General features: G+C 67.8%; 15 protein-coding genes. 4 read left to right on the top strand and 11 right to left on the bottom strand.

The annotated features are described in order from the left end of the window. Nucleotides 1-9 precede the first annotated feature (9 nt). On the top strand, nt 10-927 hold the full coding sequence (locus ACZ5BU_RS33505) for a hypothetical protein (protein ID WP_465704469.1): 918 nt from the start codon (nt 10-12) through the stop codon (nt 925-927). Here the strand turns inward: ACZ5BU_RS33505 and ACZ5BU_RS33500 are convergent. The 5 genes from ACZ5BU_RS33500 to pdhA all read right to left on the bottom strand — a co-directional run bounded on the left by ACZ5BU_RS33500 (nt 907) and on the right by pdhA (nt 6,012). Further along, complete coding sequence (locus ACZ5BU_RS33500; protein WP_465704468.1) at nt 907-1,899, bottom strand: NAD-dependent epimerase/dehydratase family protein; 993 nt, start codon at nt 1,897-1,899, stop codon at nt 907-909. The genes ACZ5BU_RS33505 and ACZ5BU_RS33500 overlap by 21 nt on opposite strands. Beyond that, nucleotides 1,896-2,333, bottom strand: a complete 438-nt coding sequence (locus ACZ5BU_RS33495) for a MerR family transcriptional regulator (RefSeq protein ID WP_465704467.1) — start codon at nt 2,331-2,333, stop codon at nt 1,896-1,898. Before ACZ5BU_RS33495 ends, ACZ5BU_RS33500 begins: the two co-directional genes overlap by 4 nt. 191 nt (nt 2,334-2,524) lie before the next feature. Next, nucleotides 2,525-3,868 carry a dihydrolipoamide acetyltransferase family protein gene (locus tag ACZ5BU_RS33490; RefSeq protein ID WP_465704466.1) on the bottom strand — a complete coding sequence of 448 codons (1,344 nt, stop codon included), beginning with the start codon at nt 3,866-3,868 and terminating at the stop codon, nt 2,525-2,527. Further along, the gene (locus ACZ5BU_RS33485) at nt 3,868-4,845 is read right to left on the bottom strand and encodes an alpha-ketoacid dehydrogenase subunit beta (protein ID WP_465704465.1); all 978 of its coding nucleotides are present in this window, start codon (nt 4,843-4,845) and stop codon (nt 3,868-3,870) included. The genes ACZ5BU_RS33490 and ACZ5BU_RS33485 overlap by 1 nt, the downstream gene beginning before the upstream one ends. A gap of 3 nt (nt 4,846-4,848) precedes the next feature. Beyond that, complete coding sequence (gene pdhA / locus ACZ5BU_RS33480; RefSeq protein ID WP_465704464.1) at nt 4,849-6,012, bottom strand: pyruvate dehydrogenase (acetyl-transferring) E1 component subunit alpha; 1,164 nt, start codon at nt 6,010-6,012, stop codon at nt 4,849-4,851. Nucleotides 6,013-6,469: 457 nt separating this feature from the next. Between pdhA and ACZ5BU_RS33475 the strand changes: the two genes are divergently transcribed. Together ACZ5BU_RS33475 and ACZ5BU_RS33470 are read left to right on the top strand one after the other, a co-directional pair. Further along, entirely contained in the window at nt 6,470-7,408 is a 939-nt protein-coding gene (locus ACZ5BU_RS33475) for an EamA family transporter (protein WP_465704463.1), read from the top strand. Between the two features lie 412 nt (nt 7,409-7,820). Next, complete coding sequence (locus ACZ5BU_RS33470; RefSeq protein ID WP_465704462.1) at nt 7,821-8,423, top strand: hypothetical protein; 603 nt, start codon at nt 7,821-7,823, stop codon at nt 8,421-8,423. Between the two features lie 150 nt (nt 8,424-8,573). Here ACZ5BU_RS33470 and ACZ5BU_RS33465 read toward each other — a convergent pair whose 3' ends face one another. The 3 genes from ACZ5BU_RS33465 to hisC form a co-directional block, all read right to left on the bottom strand. Beyond that, nucleotides 8,574-9,425 carry an aldo/keto reductase gene (locus tag ACZ5BU_RS33465; RefSeq protein WP_465704461.1) on the bottom strand — a complete coding sequence of 284 codons (852 nt, stop codon included), beginning with the start codon at nt 9,423-9,425 and terminating at the stop codon, nt 8,574-8,576. Nucleotides 9,426-9,450: 25 nt separating this feature from the next. Then, entirely contained in the window at nt 9,451-9,777 is a 327-nt protein-coding gene (locus ACZ5BU_RS33460) for a carboxymuconolactone decarboxylase family protein (protein WP_465704460.1), read from the bottom strand. Between the two features lie 168 nt (nt 9,778-9,945). Further along, nucleotides 9,946-11,025 carry a histidinol-phosphate transaminase gene (gene hisC / locus ACZ5BU_RS33455; RefSeq protein WP_465704459.1) on the bottom strand — a complete coding sequence of 360 codons (1,080 nt, stop codon included), beginning with the start codon at nt 11,023-11,025 and terminating at the stop codon, nt 9,946-9,948. Between the two features lie 156 nt (nt 11,026-11,181). Between hisC and ACZ5BU_RS33450 the strand changes: the two genes are divergently transcribed. Continuing rightward, the gene (locus ACZ5BU_RS33450; RefSeq protein WP_465704458.1) at nt 11,182-12,054 is read left to right on the top strand and encodes a dimethylarginine dimethylaminohydrolase family protein; all 873 of its coding nucleotides are present in this window, start codon (nt 11,182-11,184) and stop codon (nt 12,052-12,054) included. A 16-nt stretch (nt 12,055-12,070) separates the two neighbouring features. Here ACZ5BU_RS33450 and ACZ5BU_RS33445 read toward each other — a convergent pair whose 3' ends face one another. From ACZ5BU_RS33445 to ACZ5BU_RS33435, 3 genes are read right to left on the bottom strand one after another with little or no spacing between them, the layout of a single operon-like run. Next, the gene (locus tag ACZ5BU_RS33445; RefSeq protein WP_465704457.1) at nt 12,071-12,850 is read right to left on the bottom strand and encodes a class I SAM-dependent methyltransferase; all 780 of its coding nucleotides are present in this window, start codon (nt 12,848-12,850) and stop codon (nt 12,071-12,073) included. Nucleotides 12,851-12,899: 49 nt separating this feature from the next. Continuing rightward, the gene (locus ACZ5BU_RS33440; protein WP_465704456.1) at nt 12,900-13,514 is read right to left on the bottom strand and encodes a PEGA domain-containing protein; all 615 of its coding nucleotides are present in this window, start codon (nt 13,512-13,514) and stop codon (nt 12,900-12,902) included. Between the two features lie 18 nt (nt 13,515-13,532). After that, nucleotides 13,533-15,182, bottom strand: coding sequence for a phage tail tip lysozyme (locus tag ACZ5BU_RS33435; protein ID WP_465704455.1), 1,650 nt, complete (start codon nt 15,180-15,182; stop codon nt 13,533-13,535). Nucleotides 15,183-15,315: the final 133 nt, after the last annotated feature.

Here is a 15,315-nt window from a genome sequence, read left to right as displayed (position 1 = left end):
TATGTTGCGGTGGACACCTCAGCCTCGCCCGAGCAGCGGCTGTACGACGCCGCGGCGCGGTGTGCGGCGCGCGGCAAGACGGTCGCAGCGGCCAACTGGGCGATCGGAGCGGCGCGGCGGGCGGTCGCGGACGGGTTCGAGTCGGTTTCACTTCGGGAGCTTGCCGATGCGCCGGTGACGATGCGGAACCGTCAGCTCAGGGCCCTTCTCCTGAAGGCACTTGACGAGTTGTCGATCCCTCGGCCGGATCCGCGCGCGCCGGGGCAGGTTGTCGAAGGCACCTCGTACGCGCGACTGCCGACCGACACGCTCCGGCTCGAGGTCGTGAGCGGCGAGCTCGGGCCGGAGGTGGTTGTCCGCGTCAACGATGTGAGGATCGCCGAGGAGGCCGGAGGGATCGGGATGCATCCGTTCGACCTCCTCGTGCCCGACAACTTGCTGGCTACTCGGCGACGGGTCGTGGTTGGGCGGTGTGGGTGTGGCGACAGCGGGTGCGGTTCGACGGAGGCGCTGATCAGTCGAGGGAACGGCGTGGTGCACTGGGACTGGTTCGGCGACGTGCCGATGGACCACGGCGTCTCGTTCGATTCGACGCAGTACGACACGGAGGTCGACCGGCTCGGCACCGACCGGAGCTGGCAGCGGCTGGTGGACATCGGGCAGGTCGACCTCGCCTGCCTGGAGCTCAGCTGGGCGGGCGTCGACCATCGGGATCCGCAGAAGCTCCTGGTCGCTCTGCACGCGAGGGACGAGCAGTTCCAGATCTTCGTGCGGTTCCCGATCGAGACGCAGCCGGACGAGGTACGGCGCACTCTGCGCCAACCGCCGAGGAGCTGGCGTGCGACGTACCGCTCATTGGTGGTCGGTCGACGAGGGCGCCCGTCGATGGCGGGGCGGCGCTGGCGGTCAGAGGATCCGTGGGGGTAGCAGGCCTAGGTCGCGCAGGCTCTGGGCGGTGCCGAGGATGGTGGTTTCGGCGTTTCGGGGTTGCCAGCCGAGCAAGGTTCGGGCTCGGTCGTTGTGGATGGTGGGGCGAGGCAGGTCGGGACCGGGCGCTTCTTCGGTGGGGGTGGGGATGCCGAGCCGGGCGTGCAGGAGTTGGGAGAGTTCCAGGAAGCTGGTGGCGGGGTCGTTGCTGACAGCAAGGAATCGGTTGCCGGCGGCATCGGGGCTGACCATGGCGCGGACGTGGAGGTCGGCCACGTCACGTACGTCGACCACTCCGAAGCGGGCGCGCGGCACCACCTCCACGCTTCCGTCGAGCATCATCTTGATCAGCTGGGTCGAGGAGCGTAGGTCGGTAGTGAGGGTCGGGCCGAAGATCGCGGTCGGGTTGACGACGACCAGTTCGGTGTCGGCGTCGCGCATCAGGTCCCAGGCGGCGCGCTCGGCGATGGCTTTCGAACGTGGGTACGGCGCGAGGCCGGGGGTGTCGGGGTCTGTCCAGTCCTCTTCGGTGTACTCGGCGCCGGGCTTCGGGGTGTACCCGACCGCGGCGAAGGACGAGGTCAGTACGACGCGGCGCGCGCCGGCGTCTCGTGCTGCTCGGAGTACGCGGAGGGTGCCTTCGCGGGCGGGGACGATCAGGTCGTCCGGGTTGTCGGGCTGTACCGCCGGGATCGGTGACGCGACGTGGTGGATCTCCGCGCAGCCGTCGACCGCCGCCTTCCAGCCGTCGTCGGACAGCAGGTCCGCTTCGACGAACGCCAGGCGGGCGTCGTCGGCGCCACCGCGGCGTGCGGCGTCCCGCACCGAGTCGGCACGGGCCAGAGAACGGACCGTCGTACGGACGTCCTGGCCGTCACGCAGGAGTCGCGCGATCAGGTGGGTCGCGAGGTAGCCGGATCCACCGGTCACCAGCGCCGGGCTCAGCTCCCGCTGCCCGCCGGCCGGGCTCATCGGAGGGCTCCCAGACCGTCGACCACGTCGACGAGGCGCTCGATCGTTGCGGCCTCCGCGGCCTCGTCGCCCCGGTCGCGGGCGTCCCAGAGGGCCGCCTTCTCGCGGAGGTAGCGGAGCCGTGTCTGCTGGGCGGCGATCTCGGTCTCGATGCGTTCGGCGTGCCGGAGGAGCAGGTCGCGTTGTTCGCCGGCTGCGGCGCGGCCGCGGGCGCGGTTGGCCAGGTACGTACGCATGTCGCCGATGCCGACGCCGACCGCGCGCAGGCAGGCGAGGGCTTCGAGGGTGTCGACATCCGCGGTCCGGTACCGGCGGTGCCCGCTCTGCGTGTCGCGGTCGATCGGGCCGACCAGCCCGACGTCCTCGTAGTACCGCAGCGTCGGCTCGCTCAGCCCGCTCCGCCGCGCAACCTCCTGAATGGTGAAAACCGTCATGCCGCCCACGGTCACACACTTAAAGCGCTTGAGGTCAAGCAGCGCACCCGGACCTGCACGACTCACCAACCAACGCACAATGCCCGCGTTCACGCGGGAGCCCGCGAGCGGCGGGTGTCGTAGGCGAGGTTGGCGAGTGGTGGAGGTCCGCCTGAACGGAAAGGCCCGGGCGGGTGCCCGGGCCTTCGCGGTCAGAACATCAGGGCGCGGGCCGGGTCCTCGAGGATGCTTGCCACGTCGGCGAGGAAGGTGGAGCCCTTTTCGCCGTCGATCAGGCGGTGGTCGAAGGACAGCGCGAGCGTGGTGATCCAGCGCGGGACGATCTCGTCGTCCACCACCCACGGCTGCTTGCGGACCGCGCCGAACGCGAGGATCGCGGCCTCGCCCGGGTTGATGATCGGCGTACCGGCATCGACGCCGAACACGCCGACGTTGGTGATCGTGAACGAACCGCCTGCCTGGTCCGCCGGCTGCGTCTTGCCCTCGCGGGCGGTGGCGACCAGGTCGTTGAGCGCCCGGCACAGGTCCGGCAGGGTGAGCGAGTCGGCGCCCTTGATGTTCGGGACGATCAGCCCGCGCGGGGTGGCCGCGGCGATGCCGAGGTTCACCGCGCCCTTGTAGACGATCTCCTGGGCCTGTTCGTCCCAGGCCGCGTTGACGATCGGCGTACGGCGGGCCGCCAGCGTGACGGCCTTCGCGACGATCAGCAGCGGGGAGACCCGGAGGTCCCGGAACGCCTTGTCGGTCTTGAGCCGCTCGACGAGCTCCATGGTGGCGCTGACGTCGACGGTGATCCATTCGGTCACATGCGGCGCGGTGAACGCACTGGCAACCATCGCCTGCGCCATCACCTTCTGCACACCCTTCACCGGAACGCGGGTGTCGCCCTGCGCGCTCACCACCGGTGCAGCTTCAGGAACAGGTGCAGCCGGAGCCGCCACGTGACCCTCGACATCAGCCCGAGTGATGATCCCACCCGGCCCACTCGCGGTCACCGCAGCCAGATCAATCCCCAGATCCTTGGCCAACTTTCGCACCGGCGGCTTGGCCAACACATGCACGGACCCAGCCGGTTCATTGCTCTTAGCAACAACAGGCTCAGGTGCAGGTGCGGGGGCAGCAACCGGTGCCGCGACAACATCCACCGGAGCAGGCCCGCTTGACTTGCGGGCTCGGCGTTTGGATTCCGTCGTCTTGGGGCCGTAGCCGACCAGGACCGCGGTGCGGCCGCCGGACTCCTCCGGCTCCGGGATGGACGGGACCATGTCGTCCGCGAGCGGCTCGTCACCGGCGGACTCGGTCTGTACGGCGATGATCGGCGTACCGACCGGGACCGTCTCGCCCTCCGGCACCAGCAATTCGGTGATCATGCCGGCGAACGGGACCGGGAGTTCCACGAGGGACTTCGCGGTCTCGATCTCGACGACGGTGTCGTTGAGCTTGACGGTGTCGCCGGGCTTGACCTTCCAGCTGACGATCTCCGCCTCGACGAGGCCTTCACCGACGTCCGGGAGCCGGAACTGCTGGATGCCCATCAGTACCCCATCACCCGGTCGACGCCGTCCAGGACGCGGTCCAGGTCCGGCAGGTACTCGTCCTCCATCCGCGACGGCGGGTACGGGGTGTCGTACCCGGTTACGCGCAGCACCGGAGCCTCGAGGTGGTAGAAGCACTCCTCGGTCACCCGCGCCGCGATCTCCGAGCCGGGACCGAACGAGTACGGCGCCTCGTGCACGACAACCGCGCGACGCGTCTTCTTCACGGAGGAGAAGATCGTCGCCAGGTCGAACGGCGCGATCGTCCGCAGGTCGATGACCTCCAGGTTCCGCCCGTCCTCGACCGCGGCCTCCGCGGCCTGCAGACAGGTCTTCACCATTGGCCCATAGCAAAGCAGCGTCGCGTCCGTACCTTCGCGGACCACCTTCGCCTTGTGCAGCGGCAAGGTGGGCGGCGTGGACTCGTCCAGCTCGGCCTTCTCGTGGTACCGGCGCTTCGGCTCGAAGAACACCACCGGGTCGTCGGACGCGATCGCCTGCTGGATCATCCAGTACGCGTCGACCGGGTCGCCGCAGGAGATCACCTTGAGCCCCGGTACGTGCGCGAACAGCGTCTCCGGCGACTCCGAGTGGTGCTCGACCGCGCCGATGCCGCCGCCGTACGGGATCCGGATGACGACCGGCATCTTGATCTTGCCCATCGACCGGTAGTGCATCTTGGCGACCTGGTTGATGATCTGGTCGTACGCCGGGAACACGAAGCCGTCGAACTGGATCTCACACACCGGCCGGTACCCGCGCAGCGCCAGGCCGACGGCAGTGCCGATGATGCCGGACTCGGCCAGCGGGGTGTCGATCACCCGGTCCTCGCCGAAGTCCTTCTGCAGCCCTTCGGTGACCCGGAAGACGCCGCCGAGCTTGCCGATGTCCTCGCCCATCACGAGGACCTTCGGGTCCTTCTCCATCGCGGCCCGGAGCCCGGCGTTGATGGCCTTGCCGAGAGTGATCTTGGTCATCGCTCAGCCCTCGCCTTCGAACGAAGCGGCGTACGCGACGTACTGGTCGCGCTGCTCGGCCAGTTGCGGCGTCTCGTCGACGTACACGTTCTGGAAGAAGTCGGTGAGCACCGGGTCCGGCAGGGCGAGACAGCCGGCCCGCAGCTCGGCGGCGATCTTGTCGCCCTCGGCGTCGACCTCGTCGAAGAAGTCGTGGTCGACCCGGGCGTGCCGGGCCAGGTACGCGTGCACGCGCTCGATCGGGTCCTTGAGCTTCCAGTGCTCGAGATCCTCGTTCAGCCGGTACTTCGTCGGGTCGTCGGAGGTCGTGTGCGCGCCCATCCGGTACGTGTACGCCTCGATCAGCGTCGGCCCGCTGCCCTCGCGGGCGCGCTTCAGGGCCTGCTGGGTGACGGCGTACGTCGCGAGTACGTCGTTGCCGTCGACGCGGACGCCCGGGAAGCCGAAGCCGGCGGCACGCTGGTACAGCGGGATCCGGGTCTGCCGGTCGATCGGCTCGGAGATCGCCCACTGGTTGTTCTGGCAGAAGAACACCACCGGGGCGTTGAACACCGAGGCCCAGATGAACGCCTCGTTGACGTCACCCTGGCTGCTGGCGCCGTCGCCGAAGTACGCGATCGTGGCCTCGCCGTTGTCCGGGTCGCCGACCGCGTGGTCGCGCTGCTGGCCCATCGCGTACCCGGTCGCGTGCAGCGTCTGGGCGCCGATCACGATCGTGTACAGGTGGAAGTTGTTGTCCTTCGGGTCCCAGGCGCCCTGGTCGACGCCGCGGAACAGGCCGAGCAGGTTCAGCGGGTTGACCCCCTGGCACCACGCGACGCCGTGTTCCCGGTACGTCGGGAAGACCATGTCCTTCTTGTTCAGGGCCCGGCCGGATCCGATCTGCGCGGCCTCCTGGCCGAGCAGGGACGCCCACAGGCCGAGCTCACCCTGCCGCTGCAGGGCGGTCGCCTCGGTGTCGATCCGGCGTACCAGGACCATGTCCCGGTAGAAGCCCTTGATCGTCTCGTCGTCGAGGTCGAACGTGTAGTCCGGGTGCTCGACGCGCTCGCCTTCGGGCGTCAGGAGCTGGACGAACTCAACCTCTTCGGAGGCCTGGGGCGGACTGACGGGCGCCTTGTGGGGCGCGAACACTTCCGGGGCAGGGCCCGGCACCGACTCACTCACATGCACTCCTCGGGTTCGAGCGCGGGATCGCCGCGACCGCAACGTTGCACGGGGCCCGGCCCATTGCGCCGGATGAGGCTTTCAAGGCTGGTCCGCGTGATTCCAGGGGTTGATGCACTGCTGGCAGTGGACCCCTCACTGGTCTCACTCCCATCTTGCCGGACACCGTACCGACCAGGTGCCTGATCCGCTAACTGTCTGGACTCCGGCAGGTACGGCGGTACCGAAATCGGTCCTGAGGTGAGACACCAGTCCAGCCACTGGTCCTATCGGCACGCTCATATTACAGAACCCGGGCCCTGTCGACGGCAAGTGTCACAAGTTGGTCTCGACAGGCCGCGCTGGCGGGATCCCGCCGCCTACTGGCCGGAAATCGCCTTGCGCGCCCACGCGCGCGAGCCGTAGCGTAATTATCGTTCCTGCAGAACACCCCTGACAGATTTTCGAGGAGGTCGCGGTGACGACTGCCGCCCCCGCCGGAGCGGTCGAGACCGGTTCCCGGACGGCCTCCGGCGCGATGATCTGGACCGCGCTCGCGGTGGTGTACGTGGTCTGGGGTTCGACGTACCTGGCGATCCGGGTGGTCGTGGACGCGAAGATCCCGCCGATGCTCGGAATGGCCAGCCGCTTCCTCGCCGCCGCGGTGCTGATGGCGGCGATCCTGGCCGTGAAGTCGGGCTGGCGCCGGTTGCGCATCACTCGCCGGGAGGCGATCGGCGCGGCCGCGGTCGGCATCATGCTCCTTGCTTTCGGCAACGGTGCGGTGGCGGTCGCGGAGCAGACCGTGCCGTCGGGCTTGGCAGCCTTGCTGGTGGCCGCCGTTCCGCTGTGGCTGATGCTGTTGCGGGTCGGTGGCGGTGAGCGACCGCGTGCGCTGACCTGGGCCGGCGTACTGATCGGCTTCGCCGGCGCGGCGTTGCTGTCGCTGTCAGGCGGCAACACGAGCGCGAAGCCGCTGTCGGTCGCGATCCTGGTCGTCGGCACGATCTGCTGGGCGACCGGTTCGCGGTTCGCACCCCGGCTCGGGTTGCCGCGGGACCCGCTGGTGACGGCGCTCTACGAGATGGTTTTCGGTGGTACGGCGATGGTGCTGCTCGGCGTACTACGGGGTGAGCCGGGACGACTGCACCTCGACCGGATCCAAGGCAGCGGGTGGATCGCGCTCGCGTACCTGGTGGTGTTCGGGTCGCTGCTGGCGTACTCGGCGTACTCGTACCTGCTCGCGAACGCGCCGATCTCGCTGGTCGGGACGTACGCGTACGTGAACCCGGCGGTCGCGGTGTTCCTCGGCTGGCTGATCCTGAGCGAGAGCCTGACCTGGCAGATCCTGCTCGGCGGCGCGGTGATCATCGTCGGGGTCGCCCTCGTCGTCACCTCGGAGCGCCGGCGCTCGTAACGGCCGGCAAAAGGAAAGACCCGGGCCCAAGGGACCCGGGTCTCCCACCGCTGCCGATGCGCGCGGCAGCGGGTCTGGCTGCCGGTCGCGCCCTGCCCCGAAAAAACACGGCACGAAACTCCGGCAATGGGTCCAAATTGTTCCGACGAATCGTGCTATTGCCAATTCGGCAGCCACCGAGCCCACCGAAACAATGATCGGATTCACCGGGCCATCCGTCACCCGCGCTGACTCAACGACGGATCTCCGGCCTGGTTACGGGCGCTTCTGTTTCAACTTCCGCTCGCCAATATTGCTGTTTCATCAGGCATCCCGCTGCGGTAGATAGTTGACAAAAAAGGTTGTAACCGGGTGTGCCAGGCGTCGTTACCACTAAGACGAATCCGTCAAACCCGAAAGGAAACCTGGCAAAATGCAGGTAACTCGCAAGATCGTCATCGCAGCTGCGGCGGCGACCGTTGCCACCCTTGGTGTCGCGAGCTTCGCGGGCGCCAACATGCTCGACGACGCCCAGAAGAAGGCCCAGGTCGCGGGTCTCGCTGACACGGTTTCGGCCGTCAGCCAGCAGGGTGGCTCCTACAACGGTGGCCACGCTCGCTGGTGGGGCGTCCACAAGGACGGCTCGCTGGTCGCCATCGACCGCAACGACCTCGGTGCGGTCCAGGCCTGCCACAACTTCGGTGCCGGCACCGGCATCGGCGGCACCGTGCCGGCCGAGGACATCACCGGCATCATCGGTTGGGCCAACGACGGCAACAGCATCACCGCCGTCAAGACCTGCGAGCAGAGCAACGAGCAGAACCGCAAGTGGTACAAGGCCGACGGCAACGGCGTTGTCTCGGTGAGCGACAACAAGGTCGGCCCGTGGCAGGTCTGCCACAACGAGATCGACGCCACCGGCATCGGCGGCACTGTGCCGCTGACGAACCCGACGGGCATCCTCGGCTTCGACAACGATGGCAACTCCATCGACTCGCTCAAGACCTGCGAGCAGAGCAACGAGCAGAACAACTGACCCTCCCTGGTCAGTGATGCAGGACCCGAACCAGCCACCTCGGTGGGTTGACTGATTCGGCGCAACACCCGCAACACAGCGGCGCCGGGACCAAGCCTCACTCGTCCCGGCGCCGCTTCTTTGTGTTGAGGCGGTCCGCCCCTTTGTGGCTCAGGCGTCCAGGCGCCGTTTGGCGAGCCAGTCGACCATGGCGGGGTCGTGGTGGTCGAAGAAGACCGTGGTCCCGGTATCGAGGGTGGCGATGGCGGTCAGCTGGTCGGCGGTGAGTTCGAAGTCGAAGACGTCGAGGTTCTCCGCCATGCGCTCGGGCCGTACGGACTTCGGGATCGCGACGACACCGCGCTGGGTGAGCCACCGCAGCACGACCTGGGCCACGGATTTTCCGTACTCGGCGCCGATCTCGGTGAGCACCGGGTTGGTGAACAGGTTGTTCTTACCCTCGGCGAATCCTCCCCAGGACTGGATCTGAACCCCGTGCTGCTGCATGAGCGCCTGGTCGGCGGTGCGCTGGAAGAACGGGTGAGTCTCGATCTGGTTGACCGCGGGGATGATCTCGTTGTTGAGGATGAGGTCGATCAGCCGGTCGGGGTAGAAGTTGGCGACGCCGATTGCCTTCGCGCGGCCTTCGCTGTTGAGGGCCTGCATGGCGCGCCACTGGCCGTAGACGTCGCCGTACGGCTGGTGCATCAGGTACAGATCGACGTACTCCAGGTCGAGCTTGGCCAGTGAGGTCTCGAAGGCGCGCAGCGTGTTGTCCTCGGCGGGGGCGTCCTGGACCCAGAGCTTGGTGGTGACGAACAGTTCCTCGCGCGGGATGCCGCTGCTCTTGATCGCTCGGCCGACGGCCTCTTCGTTGCCGTAGGCGGCGGCCGTGTCCAGCAGGCGATAGCCGGCGGCCAGCGCGTCGGTGACGGCCTGTTCGGTCTGCTCGGGCGGGATCTGGTAGACACCGAATCCCAGGATCGGCATCTCGACGCCGGTGCTGAGGGTGACGGTCTGCATGGGACTCTTTCCTTCGTTCGTGCTGCTATTTCTCGTCTTGCTCGACGATCGCCTTGAGCTGGGTGAGGCCGCCGATGCCGCTGGGCCAGCCCGCGTAGAAGGCGATGTGGGTGAGGGCTTCGACGAGTTCCTCCTGGGTGAGCCCGTTGTCCAGGGCCCGGCGCAGGTGGCTGGCCAGCTGGTCGGGGCGGGAGGTAGCGGCCAGGACCGCGACGGTGATCAGGCTGCGGTCCCGCGGAGACAGGCCCGCGCGCTGCCAGACGTCACCGAACAGTACGTCGTCGGTGAGCTGCACCATCTTCGGTGCGAAGTCACCGAGCAGCTGCTGGGCGGGCGAAGGCTGGGATGGCATGTCGGCTCCTGATCAGTGGTGGGAAGAATTCGGTGCGACCCAGTGCAGCACCGGTCCAGCGAGGGCGCGAGGGACGGCCAATACCTGTACTGGCAGTCACCCCTACAGACAGCTACCCGGCCGTACGGTGGAAGAGATGGACAATCAGGCCGAGGTGCGCGACTTCCTCTACTGGTTCCAGGTGCGGGCGACCGTGAGGAAGAGGTCGTTGGCTTCGCGTTCGCCGATTGTTACCCGGACGCCTTCGCCGGGGAACGGGCGGACCGAGACGCCCTCGGCCTGGACGGCTTCGGCGAACTTGACCGTGTCGTCGCCGAGTTCGAGCCAGACGAAGTTCGTCTGCGTCTCCGGAACGTTCCACCCGGCAGCCTGCAGTTCGCCGACGACCCGCTGCCGCTCCTCGACCAGCGCATCGACGCGTTCGAGCAGCTCGTCCTCGACCGCGAGTGACGCGATCGCGGCCGCCTGCGCGACGTAGCTCACCCCGAACGGCAGGGCGCACTTGCGGATCGCGCCGACGACCGGCGGACGTCCGATCGCGTACCCGACGCGGAACCCGGCGAGGCCGTACGCCTTCGAGAATGTCCGCAGTACGACCACGTTCGGCCGGTCGCGGTACAGCTCGACCCCGTCGACCACGTCGGTCTCCCGGACGAACTCGCGGTACGCCTCGTCCACCACGACCAGCACGTTGGCCGGTACGGCGTCGAGGAAACCGATCAGCTCGTCCCGCCGGACCACCGGGCCGGTCGGGTTGTTCGGCGTACAGACCAGCACGACCTTCGTACGGTCGGTGATCGCGGCCTCCATCGCCTTGAAGTCGTGGCGGGCGTCGGCGGTCAGCGGGACCCGGACCGAGGTGGCGCCGGTCAGCTGCACCGCGATCGGGTACGCCTCGAACGAGCGCCACGCGTACACGACCTCGTCACCGTCCGCGACCGTGGCCTGCAGCAGGTGGTAGAGCAGCGCGACCGAACCGGTACCGACCGCGAGGTCGCTCACCGGGACGCCGAACCGGTCCGAGAGCGCCTCGAGCAGGTCGACCGCGCCCATGTCCGGATAGCGGTTCATCTGCGCGGCGGCCTCGGTCGCGGCGGCGAGCACGCCCGGGAGCGGCGGGTACGGGTTCTCGTTGCTGGACAGCTTGTACGTCGGACGGCCGTCCGAGCGCTCCGGCGGGCGGCCCGGCTTGTAAGCCGCGACGTCGTCCAGGCAGGCGCGAAAGCGAACCTCGTTGTCAGGGGTCATGCCCGCAGGTTAATCCTTACCTCACCCGGGAACCACCCTCCCCGGAGCGACCTCGCGCACACCGTTTGACTCCGGGTACGGCGAGCCTCAAACTGACTGATTGTCGGACAATCAGGGGATCTTGCAATCAGGTCTCAACGGTCAGGGAGGGTGTTCATGGGTCAGCCGCTGGGGTGGGGGCGTCACTATCTGATGGTCCGGCCGGACCACTTCCGGATCGACTACGTGATCAACCCGTACATGTCGACGCAGGACCAGCCGGACCCGGCGCTGACGCTGAAGCAGTGGGAGTCGCTGCGGCAGGCGATCGTGGACGCGGGCGGCGAGGTCGAGGTGCTCGAGCAGCGCGCCGACTCACCCGACATGGTGTACGCGATGAACCTCGGGCTGGCCACCGCCGACGGGCGCGTGATGCTCTCGCACATGCGGTTCGAGCCGCGCCGGAAGGAGTCGCTGAGCGCGGCGGGCTGGTTCACCGGGCACGGGTTCCGGCTGGACCAGGTCGGCGGCGAGGGCGTCGGGCCGCACTTCGAGTCCGGGGACGCGTTCGTGTTCGGTGACAGCCTGGTCGTCGGGTACGGGCCGCGGACCGACGGGGACGCGCTCAAGCACCTCGCGACCGAGTGGAACATCCGCGTCCGCGGGCTGCGGATCGCGCACGAGGGGATGTACCACCTGGATCTGCCGTTCTGCCCGGTGGACAGCACGCACGCGATGATCTACCCGCCGGCCTTCGACGCCGCGAGCCAGGCGGAGCTGTCCGGGATCGTGCCGGACCCGATCGTGCTCACCGACGAGGAGGCGTTCGCGTTCTCGGCGAACTCGATCGTGGTCGGCGAGACGATCATCATGCCGGCCTGCTCCCCGCGCCTGCGGGAGATCTTCATCGGCCTCGGCCTGCGGGTAGTCGTCCTCGACCTCTCCGAGTTCCACAAGGGCGGCGGCTCAGCCCGCTGCCTCACCAACCCCCTGGACTTCCCCCTCACCCCGATCACCATCCCAGGCGGCGGTCTCCTCCTCCCCGCTTGACCGGCGCGCGCAGCGGTTACGGCTTGAGGGCTCGGGTGGCGAAGTAGCCGGGCAGGTAGCGGGCGGTGGCGTCCGCGTGGTGCGGGGCTTCGTCGAAGTGAGTCAGGATGAAGCCGGCCGCGAGCTGGCCGCCGATCTGCGCGGCGAGTGAGTGGCTGTATTCGATCGGCCCGGTCCCGTACGTGCGCTCTCGCTCGGCGTCCGGCAGATCAAGGCTGCTGAACGGGAGCGGGTGGCGCCCTATGAGCTCACCCCGCTCCTCCAACGCCTCGACGTCGAAAATGAAGATGTCGGGGTTGATGAACCCGGCCATCAAGATTCCGCCCGGGCGCAGCACGCGGAACGACTCGTGCCAGACCGGGGCAATCTCGGGGCAGAAGACGTTGGACACCGGGTTGAAGACGACATCGAAACTCGCATCGGGGAACACGCCCAGGTCGCGCATATCGCCGAGCACGGTCCGGACGGCCAGTCCCTCGCGGGTGGCGACCTCCCGGTCGCGGTCGAGTTGCCGCGGCGAGTTGTCCAGCACCGTCACGGCCGCGCCTGCTGCCGAGAGCACTGGCCCCTGCTGCCCTCCACCGGACGCCAGGCACAGCACCTCGGCACCGGCCAGTTCAGCCGGAAACCAGTCGCGCGACACCGCCTGGTAGCCGATCAGGACGACCGACCAATCGCCGGCCCGGGCCCGGGCGATGACGTCCGGCCCGGCCGGCTTGGTCCATTCGTTGCTGTTCTCCACCTCGCGGTCCCAGGCGGCACGGTTGTACGCAACGGGATCAAAGCTCTCGGTCACAACGGCAAAGCCTAGGCGGCCGGCACAACCGGTTTATCCACAGGCAGTACTACTTGCTGGTGATCCAGATTATGTCGAGGGTGGTGGGGTCCCAGCCGTAGCCGTGGATCCATTGGAGGGCTTTGGTCTTGCCGTCGGGGGCGTAGACGTCGATGGCCAGGGAGATGGCTTCCGGGTTCTTCGGGTCGGACTTGGACGGGGCCTGGGTCGCTTCGAAGCCGTCGCCGACGTACGGGAGGTAGGCGAGGACCGGGTACTTGGCGCGCAGCCGGGCGGTCATCTCGTCGTAGTGCTGGCCGGCCGCGCGTTCCAGCTCCAGCTCCTGCTGGGGGTTCTTCTGCGCCCACTCGCGACCCTCGGCGCTGTTCGCGTACAGGTACATCTTGTAGTTCAGTGCCTTGCCGGACACGTCGATGGTCTGGGTGTAGCTCTGGAAGCCGCGCCGCGAGCCCTCGATCGTGTGCCGGCCTGCCTTGACGTTCACCTGGCCGTTCGCCGGGATCTCGTGCCCGTCCAGGCGCAGCGTGAGGTCGCTCGGGATCGACTGCACGGTGAGCTTCGTACTGGAACTGCCGCGGAACAGCAGCAGACCGCCGACCAGTACGAGAACGATGACCAGCGCGACGCCGGCGAACTTCAACAGCCCGCGGTTCTCATCCAGCATTGCTCATCCCGTCCTTGCTCAGTTCTTCGGCGTCGTCGTCGGTGTGGTCCCACCCTTGACCCTGAAGACCCAGAACTTGTCCGGGCCGACGTCGTACAACATGTCAGCCGTCGGGACGTGGTCACCGAGAGAGGCCGCCGCCGCGTTCCACCCGCCGCCGTCGCCCCACGGGCCGACGAACAGGTACGTGTGGCCCGGGCCGTTCAGGATGTCACCCGGTTTCACCCCGCCGGGTGGCGTCGAATCCCAGTGGTCGTAGAGCTCCGGGTGATCCAGCATGTACTGCCTCTGGGTCGACGTGGACACGTTCGGGAACTTCGGGTCGGCGCCGCTCATGTGCAGCACGGTGGCGACGAAGCGCCCACAGTCACTGTACGGAGTCTCACCGTTGGGGCCGTCGTTGTACTTCGCCATCGCCGCCACGTACTCGGGCTTCGCCGCGCTCGCCTCGACGCTCCAGTGCTCGTGCGGGCCTTGCGGCCAGGCGAGGTTCTTCGCGACCTGGGCGATGTTGCCGCTGCCGGCGCCGCACGGATCCACCGATGCCGGGGCACCCTTCGGATCGGACGGCGCGCCGCCACCGAACGTCGCCAACACGTGCTCGGCATTCGCCCGCCGCTTGTCGTACTCGGGGTCCGTCGTACTGGTGCTGAAGCGCTCGAACTTGTACGCGAACTGGAAGGCCGCGTCCTCGACTGTCGTGGCAGCCTTGACTGCGTCACCCGCAGCTTTCTCCGGTAGGGGAGGCTGGCCCAGAAGCTGTTTGTGCACGAAATCGAGCTGAAACGCCAGGCTTCCGATCGTCGTGTCGTCGGCGCCGGCACTCCGCGCCGGGTTGATCATCTTCGAGCCGGGATACCACTGCACCAGGCCCCAGGCCTTGGAGATCCCGAGTGCCTGGGCGGGTGTGGTGACCTGGGAGACGGGGGTCCCGTTGAGCACCTGCGGCTCGACGCCGGACTCGGCGATCATGTTGCCGACGATGCCCGCTGCCTGCTCCTTGGTGTACCCCTGGGAGACGAAGTAGTTGAAGGCCTTCTGCTGGTTGTTCGCACCCGACAGATCGCCTGCAGGACAGCCACAGGCGTTTCCGCCGCCCTCGTCTCCGGTGCTCTGGACCACGAACGGGTTGTCCTTGGCCTCGATGTGATGGTTCTCGAGGTGGCCGTCGCCTTTCTGGTCGACCCAGATCTCGAGGTGGATGTGCGCGCCGGTCAGCCCTGGCGGGTCCTCGTCACCGGATCCCGAGGTGGCGATCTGGTCGCCCTTCTTGACGGTCTTGCCGTTGGTGACGAGGACGTCCTTGAGGTACTGGTAGTGCGCCTCGACCGCATCCTCGAGCTTGAGCACGATCTCCTTGTTCGCGGTCGAGGTGACGGTGCCGTCGGCGATCGCGTAGACCTTGCTGCCCTCGTCGACCTTGAAGTCCATCCCGGAGTGGCTGTAGCCGGTGTCCGGGTCGGGGTCGGCCCAGTCCTGGGAGATCTCGTGCTTGTCGGTCGGCCAGGCGAACGAGGCCGTGTCCGCGTTCGCCGGGGACATCGTGCAGGCCGCGGCCTGGGCGTTGATGTTCATGCACGAGCCCATCAGGAACAGCATGGCGAGCATCAGCGCAAAGATCAGAAACGCCGGCGACGCGAGGAACACCAGCAGTTTCTTGGAATCCACGTTCTGCTCCTCGCTCGCTCGAGTGGACTTCCGCGCCGGTCCGCGGAAGGGGCGGCCACTTGAGGAAAATGGTGCCTGAAAACCGGGTCATCGTGTCGGGAGTTATCCACAGGCCGGGCGGCCGGGGCGGGGC

The organism is Kribbella sp. NPDC031520 (genome assembly GCF_055580825.1).
The sequence above is the reverse complement of the archived record's forward strand: the minus strand, read 5'-3'. Positions and strand labels throughout refer to the sequence as shown.